Annotated in this window: 17 protein-coding genes; 4 read left to right on the top strand and 13 right to left on the bottom strand. The window is 35.6% G+C overall.

All coding sequences use genetic code 11. The annotated features are described in order from the left end of the window. Positions 1 to 63: 63 nt before the first annotated feature. The 4 genes from LV842_RS15845 to LV842_RS15830 form a co-directional block, all read right to left on the bottom strand. Complete coding sequence (locus LV842_RS15845) at positions 64 to 774, bottom strand: Dph6-related ATP pyrophosphatase (protein ID WP_233112403.1); 711 nt, start codon at positions 772 to 774, stop codon at positions 64 to 66. 69 nt (positions 775 to 843) lie between these two features. Further along, positions 844 to 1,728 carry a hypothetical protein gene (locus tag LV842_RS15840; protein ID WP_233112402.1) on the bottom strand — a complete coding sequence of 295 codons (885 nt, stop codon included), beginning with the start codon at positions 1,726 to 1,728 and terminating at the stop codon, positions 844 to 846. An 87-nt stretch (positions 1,729 to 1,815) separates the two neighbouring features. Then, the gene (locus LV842_RS15835) at positions 1,816 to 2,856 is read right to left on the bottom strand and encodes a hypothetical protein (RefSeq protein WP_233112401.1); all 1,041 of its coding nucleotides are present in this window, start codon (positions 2,854 to 2,856) and stop codon (positions 1,816 to 1,818) included. A gap of 142 nt (positions 2,857 to 2,998) precedes the next feature. Beyond that, entirely contained in the window at positions 2,999 to 6,346 is a 3,348-nt protein-coding gene (locus LV842_RS15830) for a methylmalonyl-CoA mutase family protein (protein ID WP_233112400.1), read from the bottom strand. Between the two features lie 209 nt (positions 6,347 to 6,555). Between LV842_RS15830 and LV842_RS15825 the strand changes: the two genes are divergently transcribed. Beyond that, positions 6,556 to 6,888 carry a hypothetical protein gene (locus LV842_RS15825; RefSeq protein ID WP_233112399.1) on the top strand — a complete coding sequence of 111 codons (333 nt, stop codon included), beginning with the start codon at positions 6,556 to 6,558 and terminating at the stop codon, positions 6,886 to 6,888. On the opposite strand, the gene LV842_RS15820 is transcribed toward LV842_RS15825, so the two are convergent. Further along, on the bottom strand, positions 6,885 to 8,003 hold the full coding sequence (locus tag LV842_RS15820; RefSeq protein ID WP_233112398.1) for a DUF3667 domain-containing protein: 1,119 nt from the start codon (positions 8,001 to 8,003) through the stop codon (positions 6,885 to 6,887). The genes LV842_RS15825 and LV842_RS15820 overlap by 4 nt on opposite strands. 336 nt (positions 8,004 to 8,339) lie before the next feature. On the opposite strand from LV842_RS15820, the gene rplM reads away from it, so the two are divergent. The 3 genes from rplM to rpsB all read left to right on the top strand — a co-directional run bounded on the left by rplM (position 8,340) and on the right by rpsB (position 10,152). Then, positions 8,340 to 8,795 (top strand): 50S ribosomal protein L13, encoded by a 456-nt coding sequence (rplM, locus tag LV842_RS15815; RefSeq protein ID WP_007843275.1) that lies wholly within the window; start codon positions 8,340 to 8,342, stop codon positions 8,793 to 8,795. Positions 8,796 to 8,802: 7 nt separating this feature from the next. Further along, on the top strand, positions 8,803 to 9,189 hold the full coding sequence (gene rpsI / locus LV842_RS15810; RefSeq protein ID WP_034678948.1) for a 30S ribosomal protein S9: 387 nt from the start codon (positions 8,803 to 8,805) through the stop codon (positions 9,187 to 9,189). A gap of 201 nt (positions 9,190 to 9,390) precedes the next feature. Continuing rightward, the gene (gene rpsB / locus LV842_RS15805) at positions 9,391 to 10,152 is read left to right on the top strand and encodes a 30S ribosomal protein S2 (RefSeq protein WP_233112397.1); all 762 of its coding nucleotides are present in this window, start codon (positions 9,391 to 9,393) and stop codon (positions 10,150 to 10,152) included. Between the two features lie 75 nt (positions 10,153 to 10,227). On the opposite strand, the gene LV842_RS15800 is transcribed toward rpsB, so the two are convergent. The 8 genes from LV842_RS15800 to LV842_RS15765 form a co-directional block, all read right to left on the bottom strand. Next, on the bottom strand, positions 10,228 to 10,674 hold the full coding sequence (locus LV842_RS15800; protein ID WP_233112396.1) for a DUF6759 domain-containing protein: 447 nt from the start codon (positions 10,672 to 10,674) through the stop codon (positions 10,228 to 10,230). 73 nt (positions 10,675 to 10,747) lie between these two features. Further along, positions 10,748 to 11,425: a tRNA (guanosine(46)-N7)-methyltransferase TrmB gene (gene trmB, locus LV842_RS15795; RefSeq protein WP_233112395.1), complete on the bottom strand. Its 678-nt coding sequence runs from the start codon at positions 11,423 to 11,425 to the stop codon at positions 10,748 to 10,750. Between the two features lie 79 nt (positions 11,426 to 11,504). Beyond that, positions 11,505 to 12,284, bottom strand: a complete 780-nt coding sequence (locus LV842_RS15790; RefSeq protein WP_233112394.1) for a DUF6759 domain-containing protein — start codon at positions 12,282 to 12,284, stop codon at positions 11,505 to 11,507. A gap of 113 nt (positions 12,285 to 12,397) precedes the next feature. Further along, the gene (locus LV842_RS15785; protein ID WP_233112393.1) at positions 12,398 to 13,186 is read right to left on the bottom strand and encodes a hypothetical protein; all 789 of its coding nucleotides are present in this window, start codon (positions 13,184 to 13,186) and stop codon (positions 12,398 to 12,400) included. Between the two features lie 125 nt (positions 13,187 to 13,311). After that, positions 13,312 to 16,716 (bottom strand): T9SS type B sorting domain-containing protein, encoded by a 3,405-nt coding sequence (locus tag LV842_RS15780; protein ID WP_233112392.1) that lies wholly within the window; start codon positions 16,714 to 16,716, stop codon positions 13,312 to 13,314. Between the two features lie 115 nt (positions 16,717 to 16,831). Beyond that, complete coding sequence (locus tag LV842_RS15775; RefSeq protein ID WP_233112391.1) at positions 16,832 to 19,672, bottom strand: T9SS type B sorting domain-containing protein; 2,841 nt, start codon at positions 19,670 to 19,672, stop codon at positions 16,832 to 16,834. A 138-nt stretch (positions 19,673 to 19,810) separates the two neighbouring features. After that, complete coding sequence (locus tag LV842_RS15770; protein WP_233112390.1) at positions 19,811 to 22,678, bottom strand: T9SS type B sorting domain-containing protein; 2,868 nt, start codon at positions 22,676 to 22,678, stop codon at positions 19,811 to 19,813. A gap of 142 nt (positions 22,679 to 22,820) precedes the next feature. After that, on the bottom strand, positions 22,821 to 25,664 hold the full coding sequence (locus LV842_RS15765; RefSeq protein WP_233112389.1) for a T9SS type B sorting domain-containing protein: 2,844 nt from the start codon (positions 25,662 to 25,664) through the stop codon (positions 22,821 to 22,823). Between the last annotated feature and the right edge of the window lie 98 nt (positions 25,665 to 25,762).

Here is a 25,762-nt window from a genome sequence, read left to right as displayed (position 1 = left end):
CTCCGTTTTAAATATTAAAAGTTAAATTAAGAAAAGTCTTTTGTGCATACAAAAGACTTTTTATTATTTTGAAATCAAATCGCAAAACCAGAAAACATATTCTCCTTCCTGATCGTTTTCATCGGATTTTGGTTTAGGATAAGTTTTTTTAACAATTTCTCCAACCTCAAAATCAATAGGATTTTTAAAAATAGGGCCATCAAAAGTAAAAGTGTGAAACTCCCCATTTTCACCACAAGGATCTACATTTTCAGGGAGGTCTTTGATGAAATCATGATCAATAATTCTTCCTGCGAAGCTTTTATCCAGATAGGTTTCGTTTACGCAGGTTACAATGGTTTTAAAACCTAATTCTAAAAACTCATGAATGAGGTCGGTTGTATTGATTTTCCATAACGGGAAAACACCTTCCATTCCGATGGATTGTAACTGATCTTCTCGGTATTTTCTTAAATCTTCCAGAAAAATATCTCCAAAAATAGAATGAGTAACGCCTTGAGATTGTATTTGATTCATGGTTTTGCTCATGATCTCCCGGTATTCTTCCATTGAAGGTTCTTTGGGAAGTTCCATTTTAAGCAAAGGAAACCCAAGACTTTTAGCCTGTTTTTCCAATAACGAAACATGAACTCCATGCATAGAAATTCTTTGGAATTCTTTATTGATGCTTGTCAGTAAAGAAATAATTTCAAATTTGTCTTCCTGTAAAGTTTTATATAATGCAAGAGCAGAATCTTTTCCGCTGCTCCAGTTGAAAATGGCTTTTGGTTTCATGAAAATAAATGTAATGCGAAAATAAAAAATCCTTTAAAAATGAAGGGGAATTTTATGTTGAAAGTTAATTTACTCACTGTAAGAAACTACGATTCCATTTTCGTAATCCGCTGCTTCTCCCAATAATGTAAGGGCATAACTTTCTGATAAGTAATAAGAAAATATTTTTTGCTCTTTTCGTTTTCGATCGAAGTCTTCTTTAGAAATTTCTATTCCGTCCAAAAAATACGGAATTTCTTTATTTTCAGACTTGAATTCTATTTTTTTGACTTTATCTAAATTTAAATCGACTGTTTTACCATCATCTTTAAATTTACTTTTACTGATGAAAGTATAGTATTGATTTTGGTTTACATCGTGAGTTTTGTTGTACTCATTTTCAAAAACAAAAATATTTTCGAACCCTAAGTAATCTTCTCTAATTTTTATATTGTAATTATAATTTGCCGGATATCTTTTTTCTAACGTCAGGATATTCACATTAATATGATCACTTAAAAGCTTTTTATTCCCGGAAATTTTAACTTCTAAATAAGTGTTTTGAGGAGTATAATACGGTTCGTTTTCATAACCATCTTCAGACTTGTGGGCATATACAATTATCCCGTCAAGAATTTCTTTGTCCTGAAGAGTATCCTTCATTTTTTTTTGTGCATTCAAATTAGACGAAAATATTGCTGCCAAGAAAATTCCGCTAGCAATTTTTCGGAAGGGAAATGTAAAGAAATTATAATTTATTTTCGATTTTTCTTCATTTGAATACAATCTTGATGCTTGAATTCTTCCACAAACAGATTCGCCAGATTGTAATAAAAGATGAATTTCCTCCTCAGTTTTGTTTGTAAGATCATGTACTTTCTTTGAACAAAAATCACAGAAGCTGCCTTCTGGAATATCCTTCATATTTTCACGACCAACATTGCAGGGCTCCTTTATTTGAAATTCTTTTCTCATACATGATGTTTTTAATGATTTAAAAATACAAAAAACCTCAAAGAAAATTCCTCAAGGTTTTGTTTTATAATTCCTGAGCCAGTTTGTTTAATACTTTTTAGATTGAATTTCTTTAATCGGAATAAAAGCTCCGTTGAGATAATCAATTTTTTGTTCGAACGGATAAGCAGGATTGGAGGCAAGTAACACTCCAACAGCTCCGAAAAACATTCCGATGCTTAGATTGCCTGTGTTTGGACCTCCGGATCTTAACTTTCCCACGAAATAATAATCGTTGTCTCTTTTTTCTGCTTTGGTAAAAAGATTTTCAATAGGAAGATAGATGTAAGGTTCACCTTTGTACACTATAGCATAGATGTCATCTTTCTTGATTTCTTTTTCTTTTCCGTCAGCAGTTTCGTAGATTCTTACAATCTTGGGCATATTACCATAAAACTTTGCATTGGTGATTTCCTGTTGAGGTTGCTGATTTTTTAAGGAAGCATAATCTTTGTAAACACCATCTTTTAGTTGAGACGAATTAAACAGACTTATAGATTGTTTATCAATATCATCGAATTTTTTAATCTGATCAAAACTGTATTGCTCTGTTGTTTCAGGTTTTCTGGATGCATTTTTAGAGATAAATTGACCAAGCATTTCGCTCCCTTTTCTTAAGATATCTTTGGTGACATCTGAGTCTTTATGATCTACAACCGTATCTGTTTTTTCAAGTAAGGAATAAGTTCCATTTTCGTTTTTAGCAAACAGGAAACCTTGAAAATAACAATAGCCGAATTCTGTAAATGCTTTAGAAACTTCTGCGAAATATAATTGTTTAAGATATAAAACCAGGCTCCCGTTTTCTGCATTCTCTCCATTTATGCTATTCAAGACATTTTGAAACTGGTTAGAAAGAGGTGAGGTGGGAACAACTCTTGCTTTTGCGTTCAATGCGCCTTGTTGTACAATTCCTATTGAAGTTGTGTCGATTCTGTTATCAATAACTGTAATGGTTTTATAATAGCTTTTATCTGCTTTTTGAGCAGGAAGACTGATGGTGAAATCTTCCGTCCGCTTTTGTGCAAATAAGATTGAGGATAGACTGATGGTTATTAAAAGTGATATTCTTTTAAAATTATTTTTCATACTAGTTATTTTGTAGTGTGGTAACGGATAAAATAGATGTTTAGTTTATAAAAATACAAAAAACCTCAAAGAAAATTCCTTGAGGTTTTAATTTATAATTCTTGAAACAATTTGTATTCAAAATTGCCAGTCCGGCTACGGACTACATGTTTCTTCTGTATTTACCACCTACTTCAAATAAAGCATTGGTAATTTGTCCAAGAGAACAGTATTTCACGGCATCCATCATGACTTCAAATAAGTTTTGTTGATTGATGGCTGCGTGTTGCAATGTTTTCAATGCTTCTTCCGATTTATCATGATTAGAATTCTGGAAGTTGTGAAGCATTTCAATCTGGAACTGTTTTTCTTCCTCTGTCGAACGGATAACTTCTCCCGGACGAACTGTTGGTGAACCGTCTTTTCCAAGGAAAGTATTTACTCCGATAATAGGATATTCTCCTGTATGCTTCAACCATTCGTAATGCATAGATTCTTCCTGGATTTTTGAACGCTGATACATCGTTTCCATTGCCCCTAGAACACCGCCTCTTTCCGTGATTCTGTCGAATTCTGCATATACAGCTTCTTCCACAAGGTCTGTTAATTCTTCAATAATAAATGAACCTTGAAGCGGATTTTCGTTTTTCGCCAATCCTAATTCTTTATTGATAATCAACTGAATCGCCATTGCTCTTCTTACAGATTGCTCAGTCGGCGTTGTAATCGCTTCGTCATAAGCATTCGTGTGAAGTGAATTACAGTTATCATAGATTGCATAAAGCGCCTGTAAAGTCGTTCTGATATCGTTGAAATCAATTTCCTGAGCGTGAAGCGAACGTCCTGAAGTCTGGATGTGATATTTCAACATCTGGCTTCTTTCATCTGCTCCGTATTTTAACTTCATTGCTTTTGCCCAGATTCTTCTTGCTACACGTCCGATTACTGAATATTCAGGGTCGATACCGTTGGAGAAGAAGAATGATAAGTTAGGTGCAAAATCATTGATGTCCATTCCTCTTGACAAATAATATTCCACATAAGTGAAACCATTTGCCAATGTAAATGCCAACTGGGAAACCGGATTTGCACCAGCTTCTGCAATATGATATCCTGAAATTGAAACAGAGTAGAAGTTTCTTACTTTTTCTGTGATGAAATATTCCTGAACGTCACCCATTAGTCTCAAAGCAAATTCAGTAGAGAAAATACAAGTATTCTGAGCTTGGTCTTCTTTTAAAATATCTGCCTGAACGGTTCCACGAACTGTTGCGATGGTTTTTGCTTTAATTTCTGCATACGCTTCCGCTGGAATCACTTCATCTCCTGTTAAACCTAATAATTTTAGACCTAAACCATTATTTGATGGAGGTAATTCACCGTTATATTTTGGTCTTTCTAGACCTTTGTCGTCAAATTTTGCTTTTAGAGCTTTTTCAACATTGGCTTCAAGCTTGTGTTCAGCAATGTATTTTTCAACATTCTGATCGATTGCTGCATTCATGAAGAAAGCCAACAACATCGGCGCAGGTCCGTTGATTGTCATTGAAACTGAAGTTAATGCATTTACCAAATCAAAACCTGAATATAGTTTTTTAGCATCATCCAAAGTCGCAATAGAAACTCCCGCATTTCCGATTTTACCATAAATATCTGGTGGTAAAGCCGGATCTTGTCCGTAAAGAGTTACTGAGTCGAAAGCCGTAGACAAACGTTTTGCAGGCATTTCTGCAGAAACATAGTGGAATCTTCTGTTGGTTCTTTCAGGACCTCCTTCTCCGGCAAACATTCTCGTCGGATCTTCTCCGGTTCTCTTGAAAGGATAAATTCCCGCAGTATAAGGGAATCCTCCCGGAAGATTTTCCTGGCCTTTCCATTTGATCAAATCACCCCAATCATTGTATTTTGGCAATGCGATTTTTGGAATTCTTAAGTGAGATAAAGATTCTGTTGAGGTTTCCACTTTGATTTCTTTTCCTCTTACAAAATATGAATAGAACTCTTCGTGGAAAGCTTTTTTCGTATCATCCCAAGTTTTTAGGAAATCGATGTTCTCTTGTTGAAGTTCTTTTTCCGCCTTTTGATATTCAGCATCTAAAGCTTCATTAGAAATAATATTTTTAACACCTTCAATATGGTACATTTTTCTCGCAAGCTCAGCTTGTTTTTCGATGTTGGCATCATATTGTTTGTTGTTTTCAACGATTTCAGAAAGGTAACGAACTCTTTTCGGAGGAATAATCGTTACTTCATCTGTAATTTCTTGTTCAACAAAACCTTTTAAGTTTAAATCAGCAAATTTTTCGTTTACTTTAGAAACTAATCTGTTGTATAATTCTGTTGTTCCGTGATCATTGAACTGAGATGCTTTTGTCGCATAAACAGGCATTTCATCCAATTGCTGTTCCCATAATAAATGGTTTCTCTGGAACTGCTTTCTTACCGCCTGAAGCGCATCAAGAGCTCCTCTTTTGTCAGATTTATTTAAAGCAACCAAATCTGCATAATCCAACATGTCGATTTTTTCCAACTGAGTGGAAGCTCCATACTCAGGAGTCATTACATACATGGAAACATCTGCAAAATCAGAAACTTCTGAACCAGATTGTCCGATACCCGAAGTTTCAAGGATGATAACATCAGGATGAGCCAGTTTTAATACATTCAAAGCTGAATGAATGAACGGAGAAACAGAAACGTTGTTTTCTCTCGTTGCCATCGAACGCATATACACTCGCGGATCATTGATCGCGTTCATACGAATTCTGTCTCCCAAAAGTGCTCCTCCGGTTTTCTTTTTGGAAGGGTCAATTGAAATGATGGCAATTTTTTTATCCGGATTTGAACGGATGAAACGTCTTACCAATTCATCTGTTAATGAAGATTTTCCCGCTCCTCCGGTTCCTGTGATACCGATGATCGGGATATTTAAGTCTTTTGATTTTTCGTCAATAGCTTGTACTAAATCAGGTTTTTCTTCTGAAAAGTTTTCTACTGCAGAAATAATTTTTGCAATGCTTGTAGAGTTTTCAAAACTGATTGCATCTAAGTCGTTTGCTGTTACTTCTTTTCCTGTTGCGAAATCTGATCTTTTCACCAAATCATCGATCATTCCCTGTAAACCAAGTTCACGACCGTCGTCCGGAGAATAAATTCTGTCGATTCCGTAAGACATGATATCTTCGATTTCTTCAGGCAGGATTACACCACCACCGCCACCAAAGATTTTGATTTGCGGAGAGTTTTTTTCTCTTAAAAGATCGTAGATGTATTTGAAATATTCGTTGTGACCGCCTTGATAAGAAGTTAAGGCAATTGCATTGGCATCTTCTTGAATAGCTGTATTTACAACTTCTTCTGCCGATTTATCGTGACCAAGGTGGATAACTTCACATCCTGTTCCCTGAATTACACGACGCATAATATTAATCGCAGCATCATGACCATCGAATAACGATGCAGCGGTCACGATTCTTACTTTATTTTTTGGAGTATATTTTTGGGTTTCCATAAAAAAACTAGAAAATTTCTGAATTCCCAAATATAATAATAAAATAGTAACCTTTTATTTTATTTTAAGGTGTTGATATTCAAATGTTTGTATTGGTTTTGTTAATCGGATGTTTAGCTGTTAAACAAACATTAGTTTAAAAGTGAAGCAATATTCATTTTTACATTCTCAAATTAATTTATCTACTTTTGCACCATAATATATAAGGTATGAAAAAGGCATTGCTCTATTTTGCGTTAGGAACGGTTTTGAGTTTTTTAATTAATTACTTCTTTTACAGTTCAGAAAACCTTGGTCTTGACATTTATTATGCCCTGGCTTTCGGTATTGCATGGGGAATCGCTTATTACCTGGATACACCGAATTTTACATTGCCACAAAAATTAGGATTGTCTTTTGTAGCAATGGGAGTATTGGTTGTGATCGGAACCCTGATTTTTAGCCTTGAATTGGCAATTCCTTCAATCCTTAAATTTTCTACTGTTTTTGTAGCATATTATTTAATTGCAAGCTTCAGAGCGAATAAGACGCTTCGTGATTAATGCATCATTAAAAAACTCGCATACATTAATAATAATCCCATAAAGATTATTCCGATAAAATTGATCATAAATAAAAATATGCCTTTGAATACACTCATGGTTCGGGAGCTTTCATACACTCTGTGGTGGGCTATGAAGAAATAGATAGACATATAGATGATCGCTGCAAAATAAATGATGATATATAATACAGTTAAAACACCGTAATCCGGCAAAAGGTCTGTGATCTTATCAAAACATATTAAAATAAGTGTTCCTAATAGAAGGAATGAAAAATAGTGAAGGGTGAAAATCCCGTGATCAAAATACCACCATTTCTTTTTGTTGTGAAAGATCCACAGGAAAAAAGCAAAAATGGGCAGGTAAACAAAAAGGGCTTTCGGAAGGGTGTGAATCAGGGATTCTTTAAACTTGTCCATAATAAGCTCCTTTTTTAACCCTTGTTCCTGCATATGGAATATTTTTTTTGCGAAGGGCTTCAAAAAACCATATACAACCGAGTTTCTCTTGTCGCTATTGTAAATAGAATCGTACTGTTTCATATTACGGGCACCGACAACACTTAATTTGCCATCTTCAGTTTCTCCTAAAGCATCCGTATTGATATCGTTTCCGTTAACTTCTGTTACCTTTATATCTTTGTTGTTCTTTGATGGAGGTTGCTTACTTAATTGCTCTTTGGATAGGGGGCGCTGTAAGCTGTCTGTAAATTTTGCCGTTTTTCCGTCTTTAGCATTTTCTTTTTCTGCTTTTTTAGCTACATGTTCTTTTTTATCATGTTCTGTTGCTTCCTCTTCTGAGCTGGAGAAAAGGGAAGGAAGGAAAAATGTAATAAAACTTATAAAAATATAGAGTTTTACCGGAGCGACATATAATTGTCTTTTTCCTGCAAGATATTCTTTGGTTAATTTTCCTGGTTTTAGTAATAAATATTTTATTGTTTTCCAGAATTCGCCATCATAGTGAGTGAAGTCTTCAACGAAATGGGTGAAGAGGAAGTGGAAGGGCTGTTTCGGTTCTATATTTTCTTGTCCGCAATGGGGGCAAAATCTTTCTTCAACGGTATGTCCGCAGTTAAGGCACGTTTTGTCTTCTCTGGTTTTTCCGTGGCTCATAGTTTATCGGTGTTTAGGGCAAATATAATTAATTATAGAGATAAAATAATTATATCGATACTATTTTGAATACATGTTTAAATAAAATTAATAAATAGGATGAAAAAAGTGTTGAATTTTTAAATTGTTTTTCTTTTTTGAGTTTTATTGAAAAGTTTTTATAGAAAAATTGTATTTGTTTGGGATTGTGAATTTTATCGAACAAGTCTATCACATCGCCCAAGCTAAACCCGTAATCAATAGATTAAATAAAATATGTTTTTGCATTCCGAAAATAATTTGTACCTTTGCACACCCTTTTAGGGGAAAATTATGTTTAATCTTTAACTAAAACGTGTGAATACATTAAGTTACAAAACTGTTTCAGCGAACAAAGCTACTGCTAATAAAGAATGGGTTGTGGTAGACGCTGAAGGACAACCGTTGGGAAGACTAGCTTCTACGGTTGCAAAGATTTTGAGAGGTAAGCACAAAACGAACTACACACCTCACGTAGATTGTGGTGATAACGTAATCGTTTTGAACGCTGGGAAAGTTACTCTTTCTGGAAACAAGTGGAACGATAAGACTTATATCTGGCATACAGGTTACCCTGGAGGACAGAAGTCTATGACTGCGGCTGAACTTCAAAAGAAAGATTCTTTAAAAGTATTAGAAAAGTCTGTAAAAGGTATGTTGCCTAAAAACAGATTAGGATCTGCTTTATTAAAGAACCTTTATTTATATGAAGGAACTGAGCACAAACATGAAGCTCAACAGCCTAAAACAATTAATGTTAACGAATTTAAATAATTAATTTATGTCTATAGTTCACAAAATCGGAAGAAGAAAAACTTCTGTAGCTAGAGTTTATGTAAAGCCAGGAACTGGTAACATTACAGTAAACGGTAAAGATGCTGCAACTTATTTCTCTACAGACGTGATGGTTTACAAACTAAACCAACCGTTTATCCTTTCTGAAACTGTTGGTCAGTATGACGTTACCGTAAATGTTTTCGGTGGTGGTAATACAGGTCAGGCAGAAGCTATCAGATTAGGTATTTCAAGAGCTTTATGCGAAATCAATGCTGAATTCAGATTAGCTTTGAAACCAGCTGGTTTACTTACAAGAGACGCAAGAATGGTGGAAAGAAAGAAGCCAGGTCAGAAAAAAGCAAGAAAGAGATTCCAATTCTCAAAACGTTAAGAATTGCGGTAAGCTTAAAGCAATATGCAATAAGCTATTTGAACTTATTAAAATTTTTAATCCGCTTGAAAGCTTACAGCTTAGTGCCTAAAGCCTAAAGCAAAAAATTGCCCGTTACGTTTAGCATCCAAACGCTTCTCCCATCTAAAGAAGTTGTTGATTGTTTAAAAAGCGGAAAGTAAACTAACAAAAACAGAAAACATGGCAAAAGCAAATGTAAAAGACCTTCTAGAGGCTGGTGTACACTTCGGTCACATGACTAGAAAGTGGAATCCAAATATGGCTCCATACATTTTTATGGAGAAAAATGGTATTCACATTGTAGACTTACATAAAACAGCTGTTAAATTGGATGAAGCTTGTGGAGCTTTAGAAAAATTAACTTCTGCAGGTAAAAAAGTTCTTTTCGTAGCTACTAAAAAGCAAGCGAAAGAAGTTGTTGCAAAACACGCTTCAGAACTTAATATGCCTTATATTACAGAAAGATGGCCAGGAGGTATGCTAACGAACTTTGTTACTATCAGAAAGGCTGTAAAGAAAATGAACGCTATCGACAAAATGAAAAAAGATGGTACGTTCGAAACTTTATCTAAAAAAGAAAGATTACAAGTAGACAGACAAAGAGCTAACTTAGAGAAAAACTTAGGTTCTATCTCTGACATGGTTCGTCTTCCTTCTGCAATCTTCGTTGTAGATATAATGAGAGAACACATCGCTGTAACTGAAGCTAAGAAATTAGGTATTCCAGTTTTCGGTATTGTTGATACAAACTCTGACCCAAGAAAAGTAGACTTCGTTATCCCAGGAAACGATGATGCTTCTAAATCTATCGATATGATCTTGAGCATTGTTTCAGAATCTATCAAAGAAGGTCAGTCTCAAAGAAAAGCTGATAAAGAAAAATCTAAAGAAGAAGGAGAAGTAGTATCTGCTGATAAAGATGCTGATTTCGACGCTGAATAATTAAGGTTTATCTTTAAAATAAAAAAATCCGTTAAGTGAATGCTTAGCGGATTTTTTATTGGATGAGGTTTTGTATTAATTGGAAAGGGTAATACTATAGGAAGAAGATATGTATTGAGTCTTTTTATAGACCGAATTACAAACCATTCCGGATAAGCTGTAATTTTGATTTTTAAGAACCATAGCATATCCTATTTTGCCTGAAGCTATCGGAATTTTTTTGGAGTAGTTCTTTCCGGTGATGCTCAGAACCATATTGCACCGGGATTTATTGGTAACAGTAATAGATGTTTTAGGGTCGTTTGAGTTATCATTAAATAAATCTGTTAAAACCTCTGCTGTCTCCGGTTTATAGGTCTTCATTAAGGTATTGTATTCCTGTTCAGTTTGAGATGCTGATGGAGTAGAAGAGGCTCTAGGATGGGTGTTTTTAGGGCTAGATGAGGAAGTTGTGTTATAATTTGTACTACAACTGCTTAAAAGAAAAGACAGACCTATCCCGAAAATTATTTTTTCTTTCATGTAATTTATTTTTAATAGACGAATGTAAGATAGTATTGAAACGAAAAAAGGTAAGAAAATCTTACCTTTTATATTAGTTTATTCTGAACTTTATGTATGTAATTGTTTTTCCTTTTGCAGAAAATAACTCTTCATAATAAGTTCTGATATCTCTTAAGTGCGGAGTATCAGGATCGTATTCAGGAGCTCCGTAAACATCATGATGTGCACTGATAATTTCATAGCCTGCTCCTTGAAGATACCCTAACGTATAGCCATGTAAGAACTCAGAATCTGTTTTTAAGTGAATGATTCCGCCTGGTTTTAAAAACTTTTTATATCGGTCAAGAAAATCAGGATGGGTCAATCTATGTTTTGTACGACGGTATTTGATCTGAGGATCCGGAAAGGTAATCCAAATTTCATCAACTTCATTTTCGGCAAAAAAATAGTCTACAAGCTCGATCTGGCTTCTTAAGAATGCAACATTTGTCATGTTGTTTTCAACTGCTTCTTTAGCTCCGAACCAAAATCTAGCCCCTTTAATATCGACACCTATAAAATTCTTTTCAGGGAAAGTTTTTGCGAGACCTACAGAATATTCTCCTTTTCCACAACCCAGTTCTAAAACAATCGGATTTTCATTTTTGAAGAAATCTTTTCTCCAGTTTCCTTTGAGTCCAAAACCTTCCAGAGCTTCTTCTCTTGTTGGCTGAACTACATTTGGTAATATTTTGTTCTCAGCGAATCTCGCCAGTTTATTTTTGCCCATAATCTATAAAATCGGACAAAAATAGGAAAAAATTACCTATTTCTTTGTTTTTATAATGATTTTGAAGTGTTTTCTACTCTTATTTAGGGTTGCTCAGCGCTACCATAATGGGCTTTTGAACGGTTTTCTGTGAGGCATATTGTGCCCCGCAAACAATACTTGTAAATAGATAGTTCCCTTTTTCGATGACAATAGAATTGTCACCATGTGCCGGTACAGCAAGACGGTATTTGGTATTTCCAACGCCTTCCATTCTTACGATAATATTACAATCCGAATTGTTTTCGATCATCACAATACATTCTTTGGCATTAGGATCATTATCAAATAATGAGTTTAATATTTTTACGGTTTTATTCTTATGCTCAGTGGCATTACCGCCCATCAACATATTAAATTCATCAGCTTCTGTATCTGGAATAGCAACTTTTGTAGTGGAGGTTGCTGTTGTATTGGCTACATAAACATTTTTAGCGGTACTTGGTGTATATTTTACTGATGATACTCCCGAAGCGAGTTCTGCTCTATATTTTGCAATCTGCTTTTCTCGGATTTTGGCATTCATCTCATCAAAAGTAATTTTTGTGGAAGATCTGCTTTTTAAAAGAGCAAGGTTTTCCTGCATACTTTTTACTTTTGGATCTCCCGGAGCTGCATTTTTTATATAATCTTTCATCAGCTGCATTACTCTTGGCTTTATTACAGAACGACGAGGTTCGTCAGGATGAGCATCTCGTAAAAAAGCATTGAGTTCATAGATGTTTTTGCTTTTTAAAATATCGCTGTAATCTTTACCCTTTCCTTGTGCAGAAAGGTTAATAAATAATACTGTACTGAATAAAAAAAGTAAATTCTTCATTAAAATATATGCTTTTGAACTTGTGATAATCGATCGTAAATAATTAAACAGACCATAAAATTATAAATATTTTAAAGAAGATACCTACTCCAAAAAGAATTTTAGGAATCTTTTTATTTTGCGATTTCTTGAAGGTGTGAATTTTTCAGCCTTTTTTGATAAATAGGAAGATATTTCTCGATAGGTATTTTAATCGCTTCAAAGTTTCCTGCCAAAACATAGGGTTCAATATTCTCAGAAGTATAAACGAATTGTAAGAAGTTATCAATTAGGTTTTCAGGAACTTTAAATTTCACAAAATAATCTTTCCCCAAATAATTTTTAATTTGAGCAATAGAAGAGTTCATTCTTTCATATGCTAAATAACGCTGTTTCTTCTTGCGGTCTCCCGAAAGGATATCATATATACTTTCTAAGCTGAATGTAAGACCTCCGTCTCGTAAGCCGGCAACCGGCAGTTCTGGAGGATTACCATCGCCTTTAGGAGAGGGTAAGCCAATTACTTTTTTCAGAGCAAGGCTTTTATCTTCTTTTCTGATCGCATTTACATCATATCTAAGATTGCCTGTTGGTTTGAATCTGCTGATAAGAACTTCCTGAATATCATAATAAGCGATTTTAAGCTCAATTAAGTTTTTGCCTCCCAACATTTGTTGAGAAATTTTGAAATCTTTCCTTTCGGTAATAATTGAGGTGAAACGAATTACATCTCCCAGTTTTGCTTCAATATTGAAATTACCATTATAATTGGTAAGTACTGTTTTTTGCGTGGTAAGATTGGTTACATATACTTGATTGAGATACAAGATAGAATTGTCTCTTAAAAAAACTTCACCAGAGAAAATCTGAGCATTGATTTTAGCTAGAAAAATCAATAAAATTAGAGTAATTAGTTTCTTCATATAATTGGCAAAATTACATAGAAATACTCCAATTTATTACTTAATAGCTTGCAAAAACAGGTTAAAATATATTAAACTTTAATGTAAAACTGTTAATGATTGTTATAAATATGTTTTTTTTGTTTTTATCTGTGTTTTACCAAAAGCCAGCTTGTATATTTTACGGTAGTAGGAATTGTTCCGGATTCTATCCAACTGATAAAATACCAATAGGTTGCTGTCGGAACATTTCTTCCGCCCATGGTTCCGTCCCAGGTATAATTATTGGTAGGAGTTCCTCTGAAAACTTCAGCACCATATCTGTCGAAAATTCTAAACTCAAAGTTGGTTTTATCGGAAAGACCAGAGTAGTTGATCAAATCATTGTGTCCATCTCCGCTTGGAGTAATGGTATTAATCAGTTTTACAACGACAAAAGGTTTTTCTATTATTTCACAGCTTTTTGTATCTCTTACATATACAACGTGAGAACCTCTTGCCACGTTATAGAAAACATTTGAACTTTGCCAGTTGATTCCATCCAAAGAGTATTGATAAGGTGGAAAACCTCCGGCTACGTTTACTGTAACAGTAGTTCCGTTGATATCAATAGAAATGATGGACGGAAGTTGAGCTTCTATTACATTTACAAATTGTCTGTACACACAACCGTTATAAGTAAGATCTACCCAATAATTTCCGACAGGTACATTCGTAATAGAAGGTGTTGTAGCACCTGTGCTCCAAACATAAGACTCAAAACCAGAGCCTGCATCCAGAGTAGTAGTTGTTTTTGCGCAGATGATTTGATCTAATAGAATATCAGATTTTTTAGGAGTCTTGATTGTAATAGTTATTTTTCCGATAGCAGGACAAACCCCATTTTTCTCAAATCTTATATAAATAGTCTGAGTCCCTGAAAGACTTATAACATTATTGATCGGAGTTGTTCCGTTTTGTGCGTCCAATAAATTACTATGGAAAGTATACGTAACACTTGGATCTGTTGTGAACTGAGGTATAAATGGTAATAAGTTAATCTGTTTACTGCCATCTAAGTCTTCATCACAGATACTTGTGGTAACACGGTCTGTTAATAATGGAATTTGCTGCCCGATAGAGAAATTCAGTGGCTGTACAACAGCAGCACATCCATCAGGAGAATCTACTCGGATATAAATTGTAGTAGCTGCTGTATAACTCCAGCTATTAGGAAGTGTATTGGCATTTCCTGCATTAGCATCCGTAAGATTTGCATAATATCTTACATTGGTAAAATAGGTAGGATTATTAAGAACAATTGGGGTGATATTTAGAAGGTTTACGGTAACAGTCCCGTCAAAATTATCATCACAAAAAACTCCGGAATAATTAGGAACAATTATAGCCAGATTGTAAAGATTTAAGGTAATTTGAGCAATACTTTTACAACCGTTATTATTTTTTACAACGGCATATACAATGGTTCCGTTGGTTGCTGTATACGCTGTAGTAGAAGTAATAAGAGCGCCCGGGTTTTCTGTCTGTGCATCTGCTAACGTCGGATAGTAAGTGATCGTAATAGGAGAGTTGCTACTTACATTGGCAGAAGTAAGATTGAATGTTCCCTGATTGTTGATGTTACATGCATAAATTATTGCATTGTTTGTTGTAAGAGCAGATAGATTAATGGTAACCACTACCGTCTCACAATCCGGAAAAACAAGGTCATTTCCGCAGAAGGTATAGGTGAAAGTATCTGTGCCGGTTGTTGTTCCCGGATTGGTTGGAGTGTAGGTAATTACTCCAGTTGTAGCATTAATACTTGCAGTACCCAGGGTAGGTTGAGTTACTATTGATACGGTAGATGGAACCGGAGTTTGGGTAGAGGTAGTAAATGTAGGAGTGATTGTTTGAGTATTACAAACATTATAAGTCGAAGTACTTTGCTTGGTGCAATTTAAAATTTTAACTTCACTAGAAACGAGAGGGGCACAGCTTCCCATCGTTACCGAACAGGAATAAAAACCTGCTTGAGTGGGGCTATACGTGGTGTTTGTAGCTCCCGGAATGATAGATCCGTTTCTATACCATTGATAGCTGTCATATATTAATGGGTCAACAGTAAGAACAACGCCCGGAGCACATCCTGCTCCTGACTGTAAAATAAAAGGTTGCGTAGGAAATCCTGCGAAAAATCCTCCATATCCTACTGCGTCACTTCCTGCATTGATTCCTGCAGTAATCGCTTTGTTTGAGATAACAGTAATCGTTCCTGCTGTATTTGGAATTCCGTAGGTTACCCAATTGTTAGTTCCCGTCATATCAAAAGGTCCCGTACTGGCAAGAGGAGTACTTCCATTAACTGTTACAACAGCTCCTTTCTGAGTAATAAGATTTAATTTAGTAGGAATATTTAAAATTCCGTTGGGATTGTTGTTGGAGTGAACAAAGTTTTCATCAATAAAACCAAGCTCATTGATTTGTTTGGGTAAGTAACAATTTAAAGCCGGAATAAAATTAAAACCACCGGTTGCCACCTCACTTCCTGAAGCAGAATTTCCGGCAAGCAACTGATAAATATATGCGTTTTTTGAGGTCTTTATGTATAAATTGTAATGGCCATTTCCTTGTAAAATATATTTTGTATCAGGGATAACATAATATTGGCCTGTATTCAAAGTAGCGATAGGAGGGATCTCATTATTTACAAAAACCTGAGTATTGTCTTCGGTGGCTATTACCAAAGCTCCTTCCATATTGGTTCCAATACTTCCGTTTCCTTTTACCAAGGCAAATTCGGTTCCCAATCTGTCAACAGGCACCGCCTGATCCATCAATATATCCGAACTGGTAGGGTTGTTTCCCGCATACTGTCCATTGAAATTACCATTGGTCACATTGATAGGTTTGTTGGCAACAATCTTCGCTCCTATAAAACCATCAAAATTACCTGTAATATCTCCTATCCCATCAATAATATAAGATTTTCCTTTGTTTAAAGTGAACGTCATCGTAGGATTGGTAACTCCGGTTGTACCGTTTGAAAACTGGACGGTAGATTTGTATCCTGAAACGGTAACTGTTGTATTGTCTTCAGTTGCTAAAATACTCGTCATGAAGTTCAGAATATTATTGCTTACCGTAATGGGGGCACTTGCGGCATAAAAAGTTTTTCCGGTTGAAGGTATTCCTTTTGATGTGATGATCTCTGCGTGATTGAAAACAGAAAATCTAAGATTGGCGTAAAAAGGGAAATCTGCTTTTAGATAAAGTCCTTTGGTGGTTGTCGTAAACAGGTCTGCTTGTGAAACAGTGATGATATAATCTCTTAAAACATCAAATTTCTGAGGATTATTTTTACTGATCGTTACAGTACCAATTAAAATATTGTTGTTGTAAATGCTTACAGGAAAAGGTGTAGTACGATTGGTAGATAAATAGAGCTTTTGATATGGGTTTGGATTCCCCGTTCTATCCATCATAGGAGCAAACCAATGTTCTCTGTCTAGCTGTGCAAAAGTAGACATGAAAATGAAAAATATAAATAAAAAAGATAGAATTTTTTTCATTTAAGAGTAGCTTTTGTCACAAATTTAATAATAAAAAGTAGTATTAGCTTGAAAAAACAATAAAAAAACCACGATTTTAAAATCGTGGTTTTAATGTATTTAGTATAAGTTGTCGTTATTCTCTGTTTTTAACTAAAATCCATCCAGAATATTTAACTGGAGTTTGTTTAGTATTTGGCTCATTCCAACTTACGCTGAACCAGTAGCTTCCAGTAGATACTTTTTTACTTGTGTTGGTTGTACCATCCCACTTGTATCCGTTAGCTTTATTTGCCTGGTAAATCTTAGTTCCGTATCTATCAAAGATATCAATTACTAGATTAGACTTGTGACCTAATTCAGAGTAATCTAAAACATCATTTACACCATCGTTATTCGGAGTAATTACGTTAATGATATTAGGAATCGTAATTTCTACAGAGATAGGATTACAATCGTATGCATCTTTTACATATACCATTCCAGCTCCTCTAGGTACATCTGTAAAGACATTAGAATCTTGCCAGTTGATATTATCCATAGAGTATTTATATGGAGCAGTTCCTCCTGTTGCAAATACAGTAACTGTATTGGTAGCGATATCAATGCTTGAAATTACCGGTTGTTGTGCAGGATATACTTTTACCGTTTGTTTAGTCCAGCATTCTCCAGTTTTTAATCTTACCCAATATGTACCTACCGTAACATCAGATATGGTTTGCGTTGTTGCTCCTGTGCTCCATTGGTAACCATCGAAATTAGGACCTGCATCTAGTGTTGTTTTATCCTCGATACAGATAACTTTCTCGGTTAATACCGATGATGTAGTAGGAGGGAATACAATAAGTGTAACTTGAGCAATTCTGTAACAACCGTTACCGTTGGTAACTTTTACATATGCTACACCACTTGGTGCTACATAGTTGTCCGGAGTTAAAATTTCATTGGTTCCGTTTACAGCATCCGTTGTAGAAGGGTAGTATTTTTTAGTTACCCCTGCTTGTGTTGTTACAGGAGCTATGGTAAGATTGAACTGACCTGTAGCTGTATTCGTTTCTAAGAAACAAGTTCTCAATGTAGCATTTGTTACAATAGGAAGTTCTGAAACAGTGAATGTTAATGTTACTTCTTCACAATCTACAAATTCAGGTGCATTTCCACAGAATTTATATACAATAGTATCAGTTCCTACGAAGTTTACGTTTGGAGTATAATTGATAACTCCTGTTACCGGATTTATTGTTGCAATACCATTTGTAGGCGGTGTAACAATAGTTACCGAGCTTGGGTTATAGGTTTGTGTTGAAACTGTGAATTCCGGAACAACTATCTGAGAAATATCACAAACACTCATCGCTTTAGTAGACTTTGTTAAACAAGAGAATACTTTAAAGATCGGAGTTGTTTCAGGTGCACAACTGCCTATGGTAACTTTTACAGTGTAATTACCTCCAATTGTAGGAGTATATGAGTTTGAATTAGCTCCTGTAATTGGGTTACCATTTAAAAACCACTGGTAGCTATCATAGCTATCATCAACTTCAAGAATAATACCAGGAATACAATCTCCGATTGTTTTTGAAATAAGAGGAATTGAAGAGAATCCTGCGAAGTATCCTCCATATCCTGCTGTGCTATACCCTCCGTTCAATCCTGCAGTTACGGCTTTGTCAGAAGTAACTGATACATTTCCTGTAATACCTGTAATAGCATACGTTACCCAGTTTGCATTTCCGGTAAGCGGAAATGGACCTTGTGCGGCAGTTGGTGTCGTTGGTGCTCCTCCGTTTACAGTATACGAAACAGCTGCACCAGCTTCGGTAAGGATGTTCAGTTTTACAATTAAACCACTATACACAGTACTTGGCCCAGTTACAGGCATTTCGTTTATTTTTCCAATCTCGTCAATCTTACGAGGTAAAAAGCAGTTCAAAGGAGGTATATAGTTGTATCCTCCGGTATTATCCTCAGTTCCTACACCAACCAATTGATAAACATATACATTTTTTGTAGTACTGATAAACATATTAGAATGCCCACTTCCTTGGTTTACGTAATTGGTTTCGTTAATTCTGTACCAATCTCCTTCATTTAGAGTGGCAAGAGGTGTTGTTCCACCATTTACATAAAGTTCCGTGTTATTTTCTGTGGCAACCACAATTGCCCCTTCCATATTGTTAGCGGGAGCCGTAGATCTCGTTTTAACCATAGCAAAGGTGTTACCAAGTCTACTTGTTGGTACAGACTGATCTAGAATAAGGTCAGAACCACTATTGGCACTGGTTCCAAAATTCCCATTAGAGTTCCCGTTGGTTACTGTAACGGGTTTGTCTGAAACAATTTTTGAACCAATAAAACCAGTGTTATTAGGTGCTGTACCTCCTTTTCCTGTAAAAATAAAAGATTGCCCTTTGTTTAAAACAAAAGTAGTCGTTAAAGGGGGAGCTGTTTGATTTGTGAACTGTATATTAGGGTCATAACCAGATACCGTTACTTTCGTGCTATTTTCGGTAGCCATTACTGCTGTCGTAAAATTATACCCACTGCTGGTAATGGGTGTCGCCGCAGCATAAAATATAGTTCCAATACCTGCTTTACCTTTTGAGGTAACAATTTCTCCGTGAGAACTTATTGCACTTCTTAAAGAGCAATAAAATGGTTTTGTCCCCTTCAAATACACTCCCTTGCTGATCACCGAATAGGCATCGGATTCTGCTGTAGCAACAATCGTGTTGGCAGGTAAAAGATACGTGTCTGGAGCTCCTTTACTGATCGTAACAGTTCCTAGAGCAACATTGTTGTTGTAAATAGTTACAACAAAAGGGGTTGTAGAATCCGTTGAGAGATAAAGTCTATTATTATAGCTACTGCTTGAAACGTCAAAATATGGCGCTATCCAGTGTTCGGTATCTCTCTGCGCAAACAAAGTATTGATTGAAAAGAGAATCAATACCAAGCTGAGTAGAAATTTTTTCATAAATGTTAGAATTAGGATTTTTGCAAAATTAAAAGAATATTTGATATGTTTTGTAAAAAATATAATAAAATATGATAAAGAAATAATAAAAAAGCCACAATCTTTTAAAATTGTGGCTTCGAAATATAATTAAAAAAATTATTCTCTATTTTTTACAAGTATCCAACCGCTATATTGTATTGGAGTTTTAGCAGCATTCGGTTCATTCCAATTGATATGATACCAGTAAGTACCTGTTACAATTTTTTTCCCGGATCCTTTTCCATCCCAACGGTAGTTGTTGAATTTATCACCAGTGAAAATCTTATTACCATATCTGTCATAGATCACGAATGCAAGATTCTCTTTGTAAGCTAATGCGCTATAGTCAATATAGTCATTTACATTATCACCATTCGGAGTGATTGCATTGATTAAGTTTGGAACCGTTACTTCTACAGAAATTGGCGTACAGTCATAAGCATCTTTTACATAGAAAGTATGCTGCCCCCTAGACAAGTTTGTAAATACATTTGAATCTTGCCATGTCGTAATTCCGTCTACTGCATATTTGAAAGGAGCAACGCCTCCGCTTACAATTACAGTAGCTGTATTGTTGGTAATTTCTATTTTGGTAATAACAGGATCCTGAGCTTTTTTAACATGGACAGTTTGTTTTAAGAAGCATCCGTTGTGTTCAAGAACTACAGAATATTCTCCTACTGCCAATCCTTGAATAGAAGGTGTTGTAGCTCCTGTACTCCATTGGTAACTGTCATATCCTGTTCCTGCATTCAGTGATGTTCTGTCATCAATACAAATGAATTTATCAACCAAAAGAGGAGATCTTTTTATAGGAACTGGAACTAATTTAATTTTTGCAGTTCCGTTACATCCTCCTTCAGCTGCTATCTTAACATAAACAAAGCCACCTGCTGAAGCATATTTTTTAGGATCAGTAATCTCATTATTATTGGTGTTCATGTCATTCAAGGTTGGATAATATCTCTTTACAGAAGGAGCGGGGTAGTCGGTCACATTTGCAGTGGTAAGATCAAACAATGCAGTTGGGTCGGTGTCATACTGACATGCTGTGAGAGTAGGCTCTTTTCCAACAAGAGGTACAATTTTTATGGTGTGGGTTACCTGCTCGCAATCTACAAATTCAGGAGCATTTCCACAGAACTTATAAACAATTACATCTGTACCTGCAAAACCAATATTTGGACTATAGGTAATCGTTCCGTTTGCGTTTACGACCGCTGTACCATTTGTTGGTGCTATGATAATTTTCACAGTACTTGCAACAGGGGTTTGTGTTGAAGACGTGAATGTTGGCTGTATGATTTTAGGACCACAAGTTTCATCTGATTTAGTAGTCTCTTTTAAACATGAGAACACTTTGAAAATTGGAGTTGTAGCTGCTGTTAAACATCCTCCCACAGTTACTTTCACTGTGTAGTTGCCTCCTACTAGTGGAGCATAAGTATTTGAAGTTGCTCCCGGGATAATATTACCATTTAAATACCATTGGTAGGTATCGTAGCCGGCATTTACTTCCAAAACAATACCTGGTGCGCATTCACCAGATTTTTTTGTAATAACCGGTACTGAAGAGAATCCTGCGAAATATCCTCCATATCCTGAAGTGCTGTATCCTCCATTGATACCGGCGGTAACTGCTTTGTTCGATTGTATGGCCACATTGCCTGCAATGCCTGTAATTCCATAGGTAACCCATGTAGCATTTCCGGTAAGTGGATAAGGTCCGTCAGCTGCAGCTGGTGTTATAGGAGTTCCCCCATTAATGCTATACGTAACTGTTGCTCCCGCTTCGGTTAAGATGTTTAATTTAAGAGTTGTAGGCGATGAGGGTGACCCTACCGGAATAACTTGGCTTGTTCCGCCTGGACCAAGAGGCATCTCGTTGATTTTTGCAATTTCATCAATGGATTTAGGTAAAAAACAGTTTAATGGCGGAATATAATTAAAACCACAGGTCGCATTATTCGTAGTGGCTACTAATTGATAAACATAAACGTTTTCAGTAGTGGAAATAAACATATTATAATGTCCGGAAGTTCCTTGTGGGACAAAGCTGGATAAGGTTATTCTGTACCATTCTCCTGCGTTCAGAGTTGTCAGGGCTGTACCGGATCCATTTACAAAAACCTGTGTATTGTTTTTGGTAGCAACTACAATAGCACCTTCTAGATCATCAGTGGTGGTAACCGATTTTACCATTGCAAATGTATTCCCTAATCTGCTTGTAGGAACTGACTGGTCAAGAATAGCATCTGATCCGGAAGAACTTGTAACTGTTCCGAAGTTTCCGTTTACGTTTCCATTGGTTAAAGAAACAGGCTTGTCGGAAACTATTTTTGCGCCAATAAACGAAGACATATTTGTAGCTGGAGAACCAGTGCCTGCGAAGATATAAGACTCTCCTTTGTCTAATTTAAAAGTAATGGTATTTCCTGTAGGCGCATTAATTCCAAAAAATAATGGAGTTCCCGCCCAGCTTACAGTTATGTTCGTGTTGTCTTCTGTAGCTAATATCCCGGCTGTAAAATTGTTACCCGTGGTTGAATATTGTGAAGGGGTGTTCGCTACATAAAACTCGTTACCAATTCCGGCTTTACCTTTACTGGTGACAATCTCTGCATGGGTGGTACTGGCTACCATTCTTAGGGTACAGAAAAAAGCTTTAGTTCCCTGAAGGTAGATGCCTTTAGTAAGAGTGGTTTGTGCTTCATTTGCAATGTTTGTAGCAATATCAGAAGATTGAATAGGGTAAGTTATAGGATTGCCCTTACTGATGGTAACAGTTCCTAGTAAAGTTCCAAAATTATCTCCGGTGTATATTTTAACATCAAAAGGAGTGGTAGAATCAGTAGATAGATATACAGCTTGTGTATAGGTTGTGGAAGCAAAGTAAGGAGCTATCCAGTGATCTGTGTCTTTTTGAGCGAAGACGGTATTAAATGTAAAAAACAATAATACGAAAGAGAGTAAAAGTCTTTTCATAGTTTTTGTGGAATTAGGATTTTTACAAAATTAAAATAATATTTAATACATATTGATAAAAAATAACAATATTCAATATTAAAACAATAAAAAAACCACGTTTTTTTAAAAACGTGGTTTAATAAGATATAAGTTTTTTTAATTATTCTCTGTTTTTTACAAGTATCCAGCCGTTATATTGTATTGGTGTTTTAGCAGCATTCGGTTCATTCCAATTGATATGATACCAGTAAGTACCCGTTACAATTTTTTTACCTGATCCTTTTCCATCCCAACGGTAGTTGTTGAACTTATCTCCTGTGAAAATCTTGTTACCATATCTGTCATAGATAACGAAGCTAAGATTTTCTTTATAGGCTAATTCACTGTAATCGATAACATCATTTACGTTATCCCCATTCGGAGTAATCGCATTGATTAGGTTCGGAACAGTTACTTCTACAGAAATTGGCGTACAGTTATAAGCATCTTTTACATAGAAAGTATGCTGTCCTCTAGACAAGTTTGTAAATACATTTGAATCTTGCCATGTCGTAATTCCATCTACTGCATATTTGAAAGGAGCAGTACCTCCGCTTACAATTACAGTAGCTGTATTGTTGGTAATTTCTATTTTAGTAATTACAGGGTCTTGAGCCTTTTTAACATGTACAGTTTGCATTAAGAAACATCCTTTGTTTTCAAGAACCACAGTGTATTCTCCTACAGGTATACCCTGGATAGAAGGTGTTGTTGCTCCTGTGCTCCATTGGTAGCTGTCATATCCTGCTCCTGCATTCAGAGATGTTCTGTCATCAATACAAATAAATTTATCAACCAAAAGTGGAGATCTCTTAATAGGAATTGGAACTAATTTAATTTTTGTAGTTGCAAGACATCCTCCTTCAGCTGTTATTTTTACATAAACATAACCACCTGCTGAAGCATATTTTTTAGGATCGGTGATTTCATTATTATTTGTATTTAAATCATTCAAAGTAGGGTAGTACTTTTTCGTATAAGGAGATGTGTAATCAATAACATTTGCAGTGGTAAGATCAAACAATGCTGTAGGATCTGTATCATATTGACAAGAAGTCATTGTAGGTTCTTTTGGAACAAGAGGTACAATTTTTATGGTGTGAGTTACTTGTTCACAATCTACAAATTCAGGATCATTTCCACAGAATTTATAAACAATTACATCTGAGCCAGCAAAACCAGCATTTGGAGTGTAAGTGATAGTTCCGTTTGCATTTACGACCGCTGTACCATGAGTTGGTGCTGTGATAATTTTTACAGTACTTGCAACCGGAGTCTGTGTTGAAGAAGTGAATGTTGGCTGTATGATTTTGGTACCACAAGTCTCATCTGATTTCGTTGTCTCTTTTAAACATGAGAAAACTTTGTAAGCAATTGTTGTTACAGGTTGGCAACCTCCCATTGTTACTCTTACAGTATAGTTACCTCCTACTAATGGAGCGTAAGTATTTGAAGTTGCTCCCGGAATAATATTACCGTTTAAGTACCATTGGTAAGAATCATAACCCGGATCTACTTCCAGAATGATTCCCGGAGCACATTCTCCTGTTTGTTTTGAAATAACTGGAATCGAAGAGAATCCGGCAAAATAACCTCCATAGCCTGATGTGCTATATCCTCCGTTGATTCCTGCAGTTACTGCTTTATTGGATTCAATCTTAATAGTACCTGTTACCCCTTCAATACCATAGGTAACCCAAGCTGTATTTCCTGTAAGAGGATAAGGCCCTTGTATGGCTGTTGGAGTGATCGGAGCTCCTGGTGCTCCTCCTGCAGGCGTTACGGTATAAGTAACAGTAGCACCTGCTTCTGTTAAGATGTTCAATTTTATAAGCTGATTTGCAGGTACAGTACTGGCATCATTTGTTCCAAGAGGCATTTCGTTCACTAAAGCAATTTCATCAATCTTTCTTGGTAAAAAACAGTTTAGTGGGGGGATGTAATTAAATCCGCACGTTGCACTGCTGTCAAGAACAGACACTAATTGATATAGATATACTTTTTTTGAAGTAGATACAAACATATTGTAATGACCGTTTGTTCCCTGTAGAACATAGTTGTCTCCTGCAATTCTATACCATTGGCCTTGGTTTAGTGTAGCGATTGGAGTGGTCGATCCGTTGATGAATATTTTGGTGTCGTTTTCAACGGCAACAACTATAGCTCCTTCGAGATCAGATGTAGTAGATCTCGTTCTTACCATTGCAAATGTACTTCCAAGTCTTTCAGTCGGAACAGATTGATCTAGAATTGCATCAGATCCGGAACCTGTATTGTTACCGAAGTTACCGTTAACGTTTCCGTTAGTCAATGTAATAGGCTTGTCAGAAACAATTTTCGCTCCTGTAAAAGGTGCATCTGCTCCTGCATTCCCTGCAAAGATAAAAGACTGTCCTTTATTTAAAGTGAAAGTCTGTGTGTTTCCTGCTGGAGAACCTCCAAAAAATGATACAAAACCTGTCCAAGTTGCGGTTACAGTTGTATTGTTTTCTGTTGCCATAACAGCTGCCGTAAAGTTATTAGAAGTAGCTGTAGAAGGAGTTGAAGCTACATAAAACTCTTTTCCTATACCTGCTTTTCCTTTACTTGTGACAATTTCAGCATGAGTCGTGCTACTTACCATTCTCAAGCTACAGAAAAATGGTTTGGTACCATTTATATATAACCCTTTATCAATAGGAGTAAAAGCTTCCAGGGTACTATTTGTTGCAATATTAGTACGAGGAATCGAGTAAGTTTTTGGACTACTTTTACTAATGGTAACAGTACCTAGCAAAGTTCCAAAGCTACCTCCTGTGTATATTTTAACATCAAAAGGAGTTACGGAATCTGTGGATAAATATACTGCCTGTGTATATTGTTGAGAATAATAGAACGGAGCTATCCAGTGTTCCGTATCTTTTTGTGCAAAGATGGTATTAAATGTAAAAAACAATAATACGAAAGATAGTAGAAATCTTTTCATTTTTGTTAGAATTAGGATTTCTACAAAATTAATACAATATTTTGAATATTGTTTATAAATAATAAAAGTTAAAAAATAAATTTTGAAGTTTTATTGAA

This window comes from Chryseobacterium gwangjuense (assembly GCF_021311115.1).
Taxonomy (GTDB): domain Bacteria; phylum Bacteroidota; class Bacteroidia; order Flavobacteriales; family Weeksellaceae; genus Chryseobacterium; species Chryseobacterium gwangjuense.
This window is presented reverse-complemented; position numbering and strand designations above follow the sequence as displayed.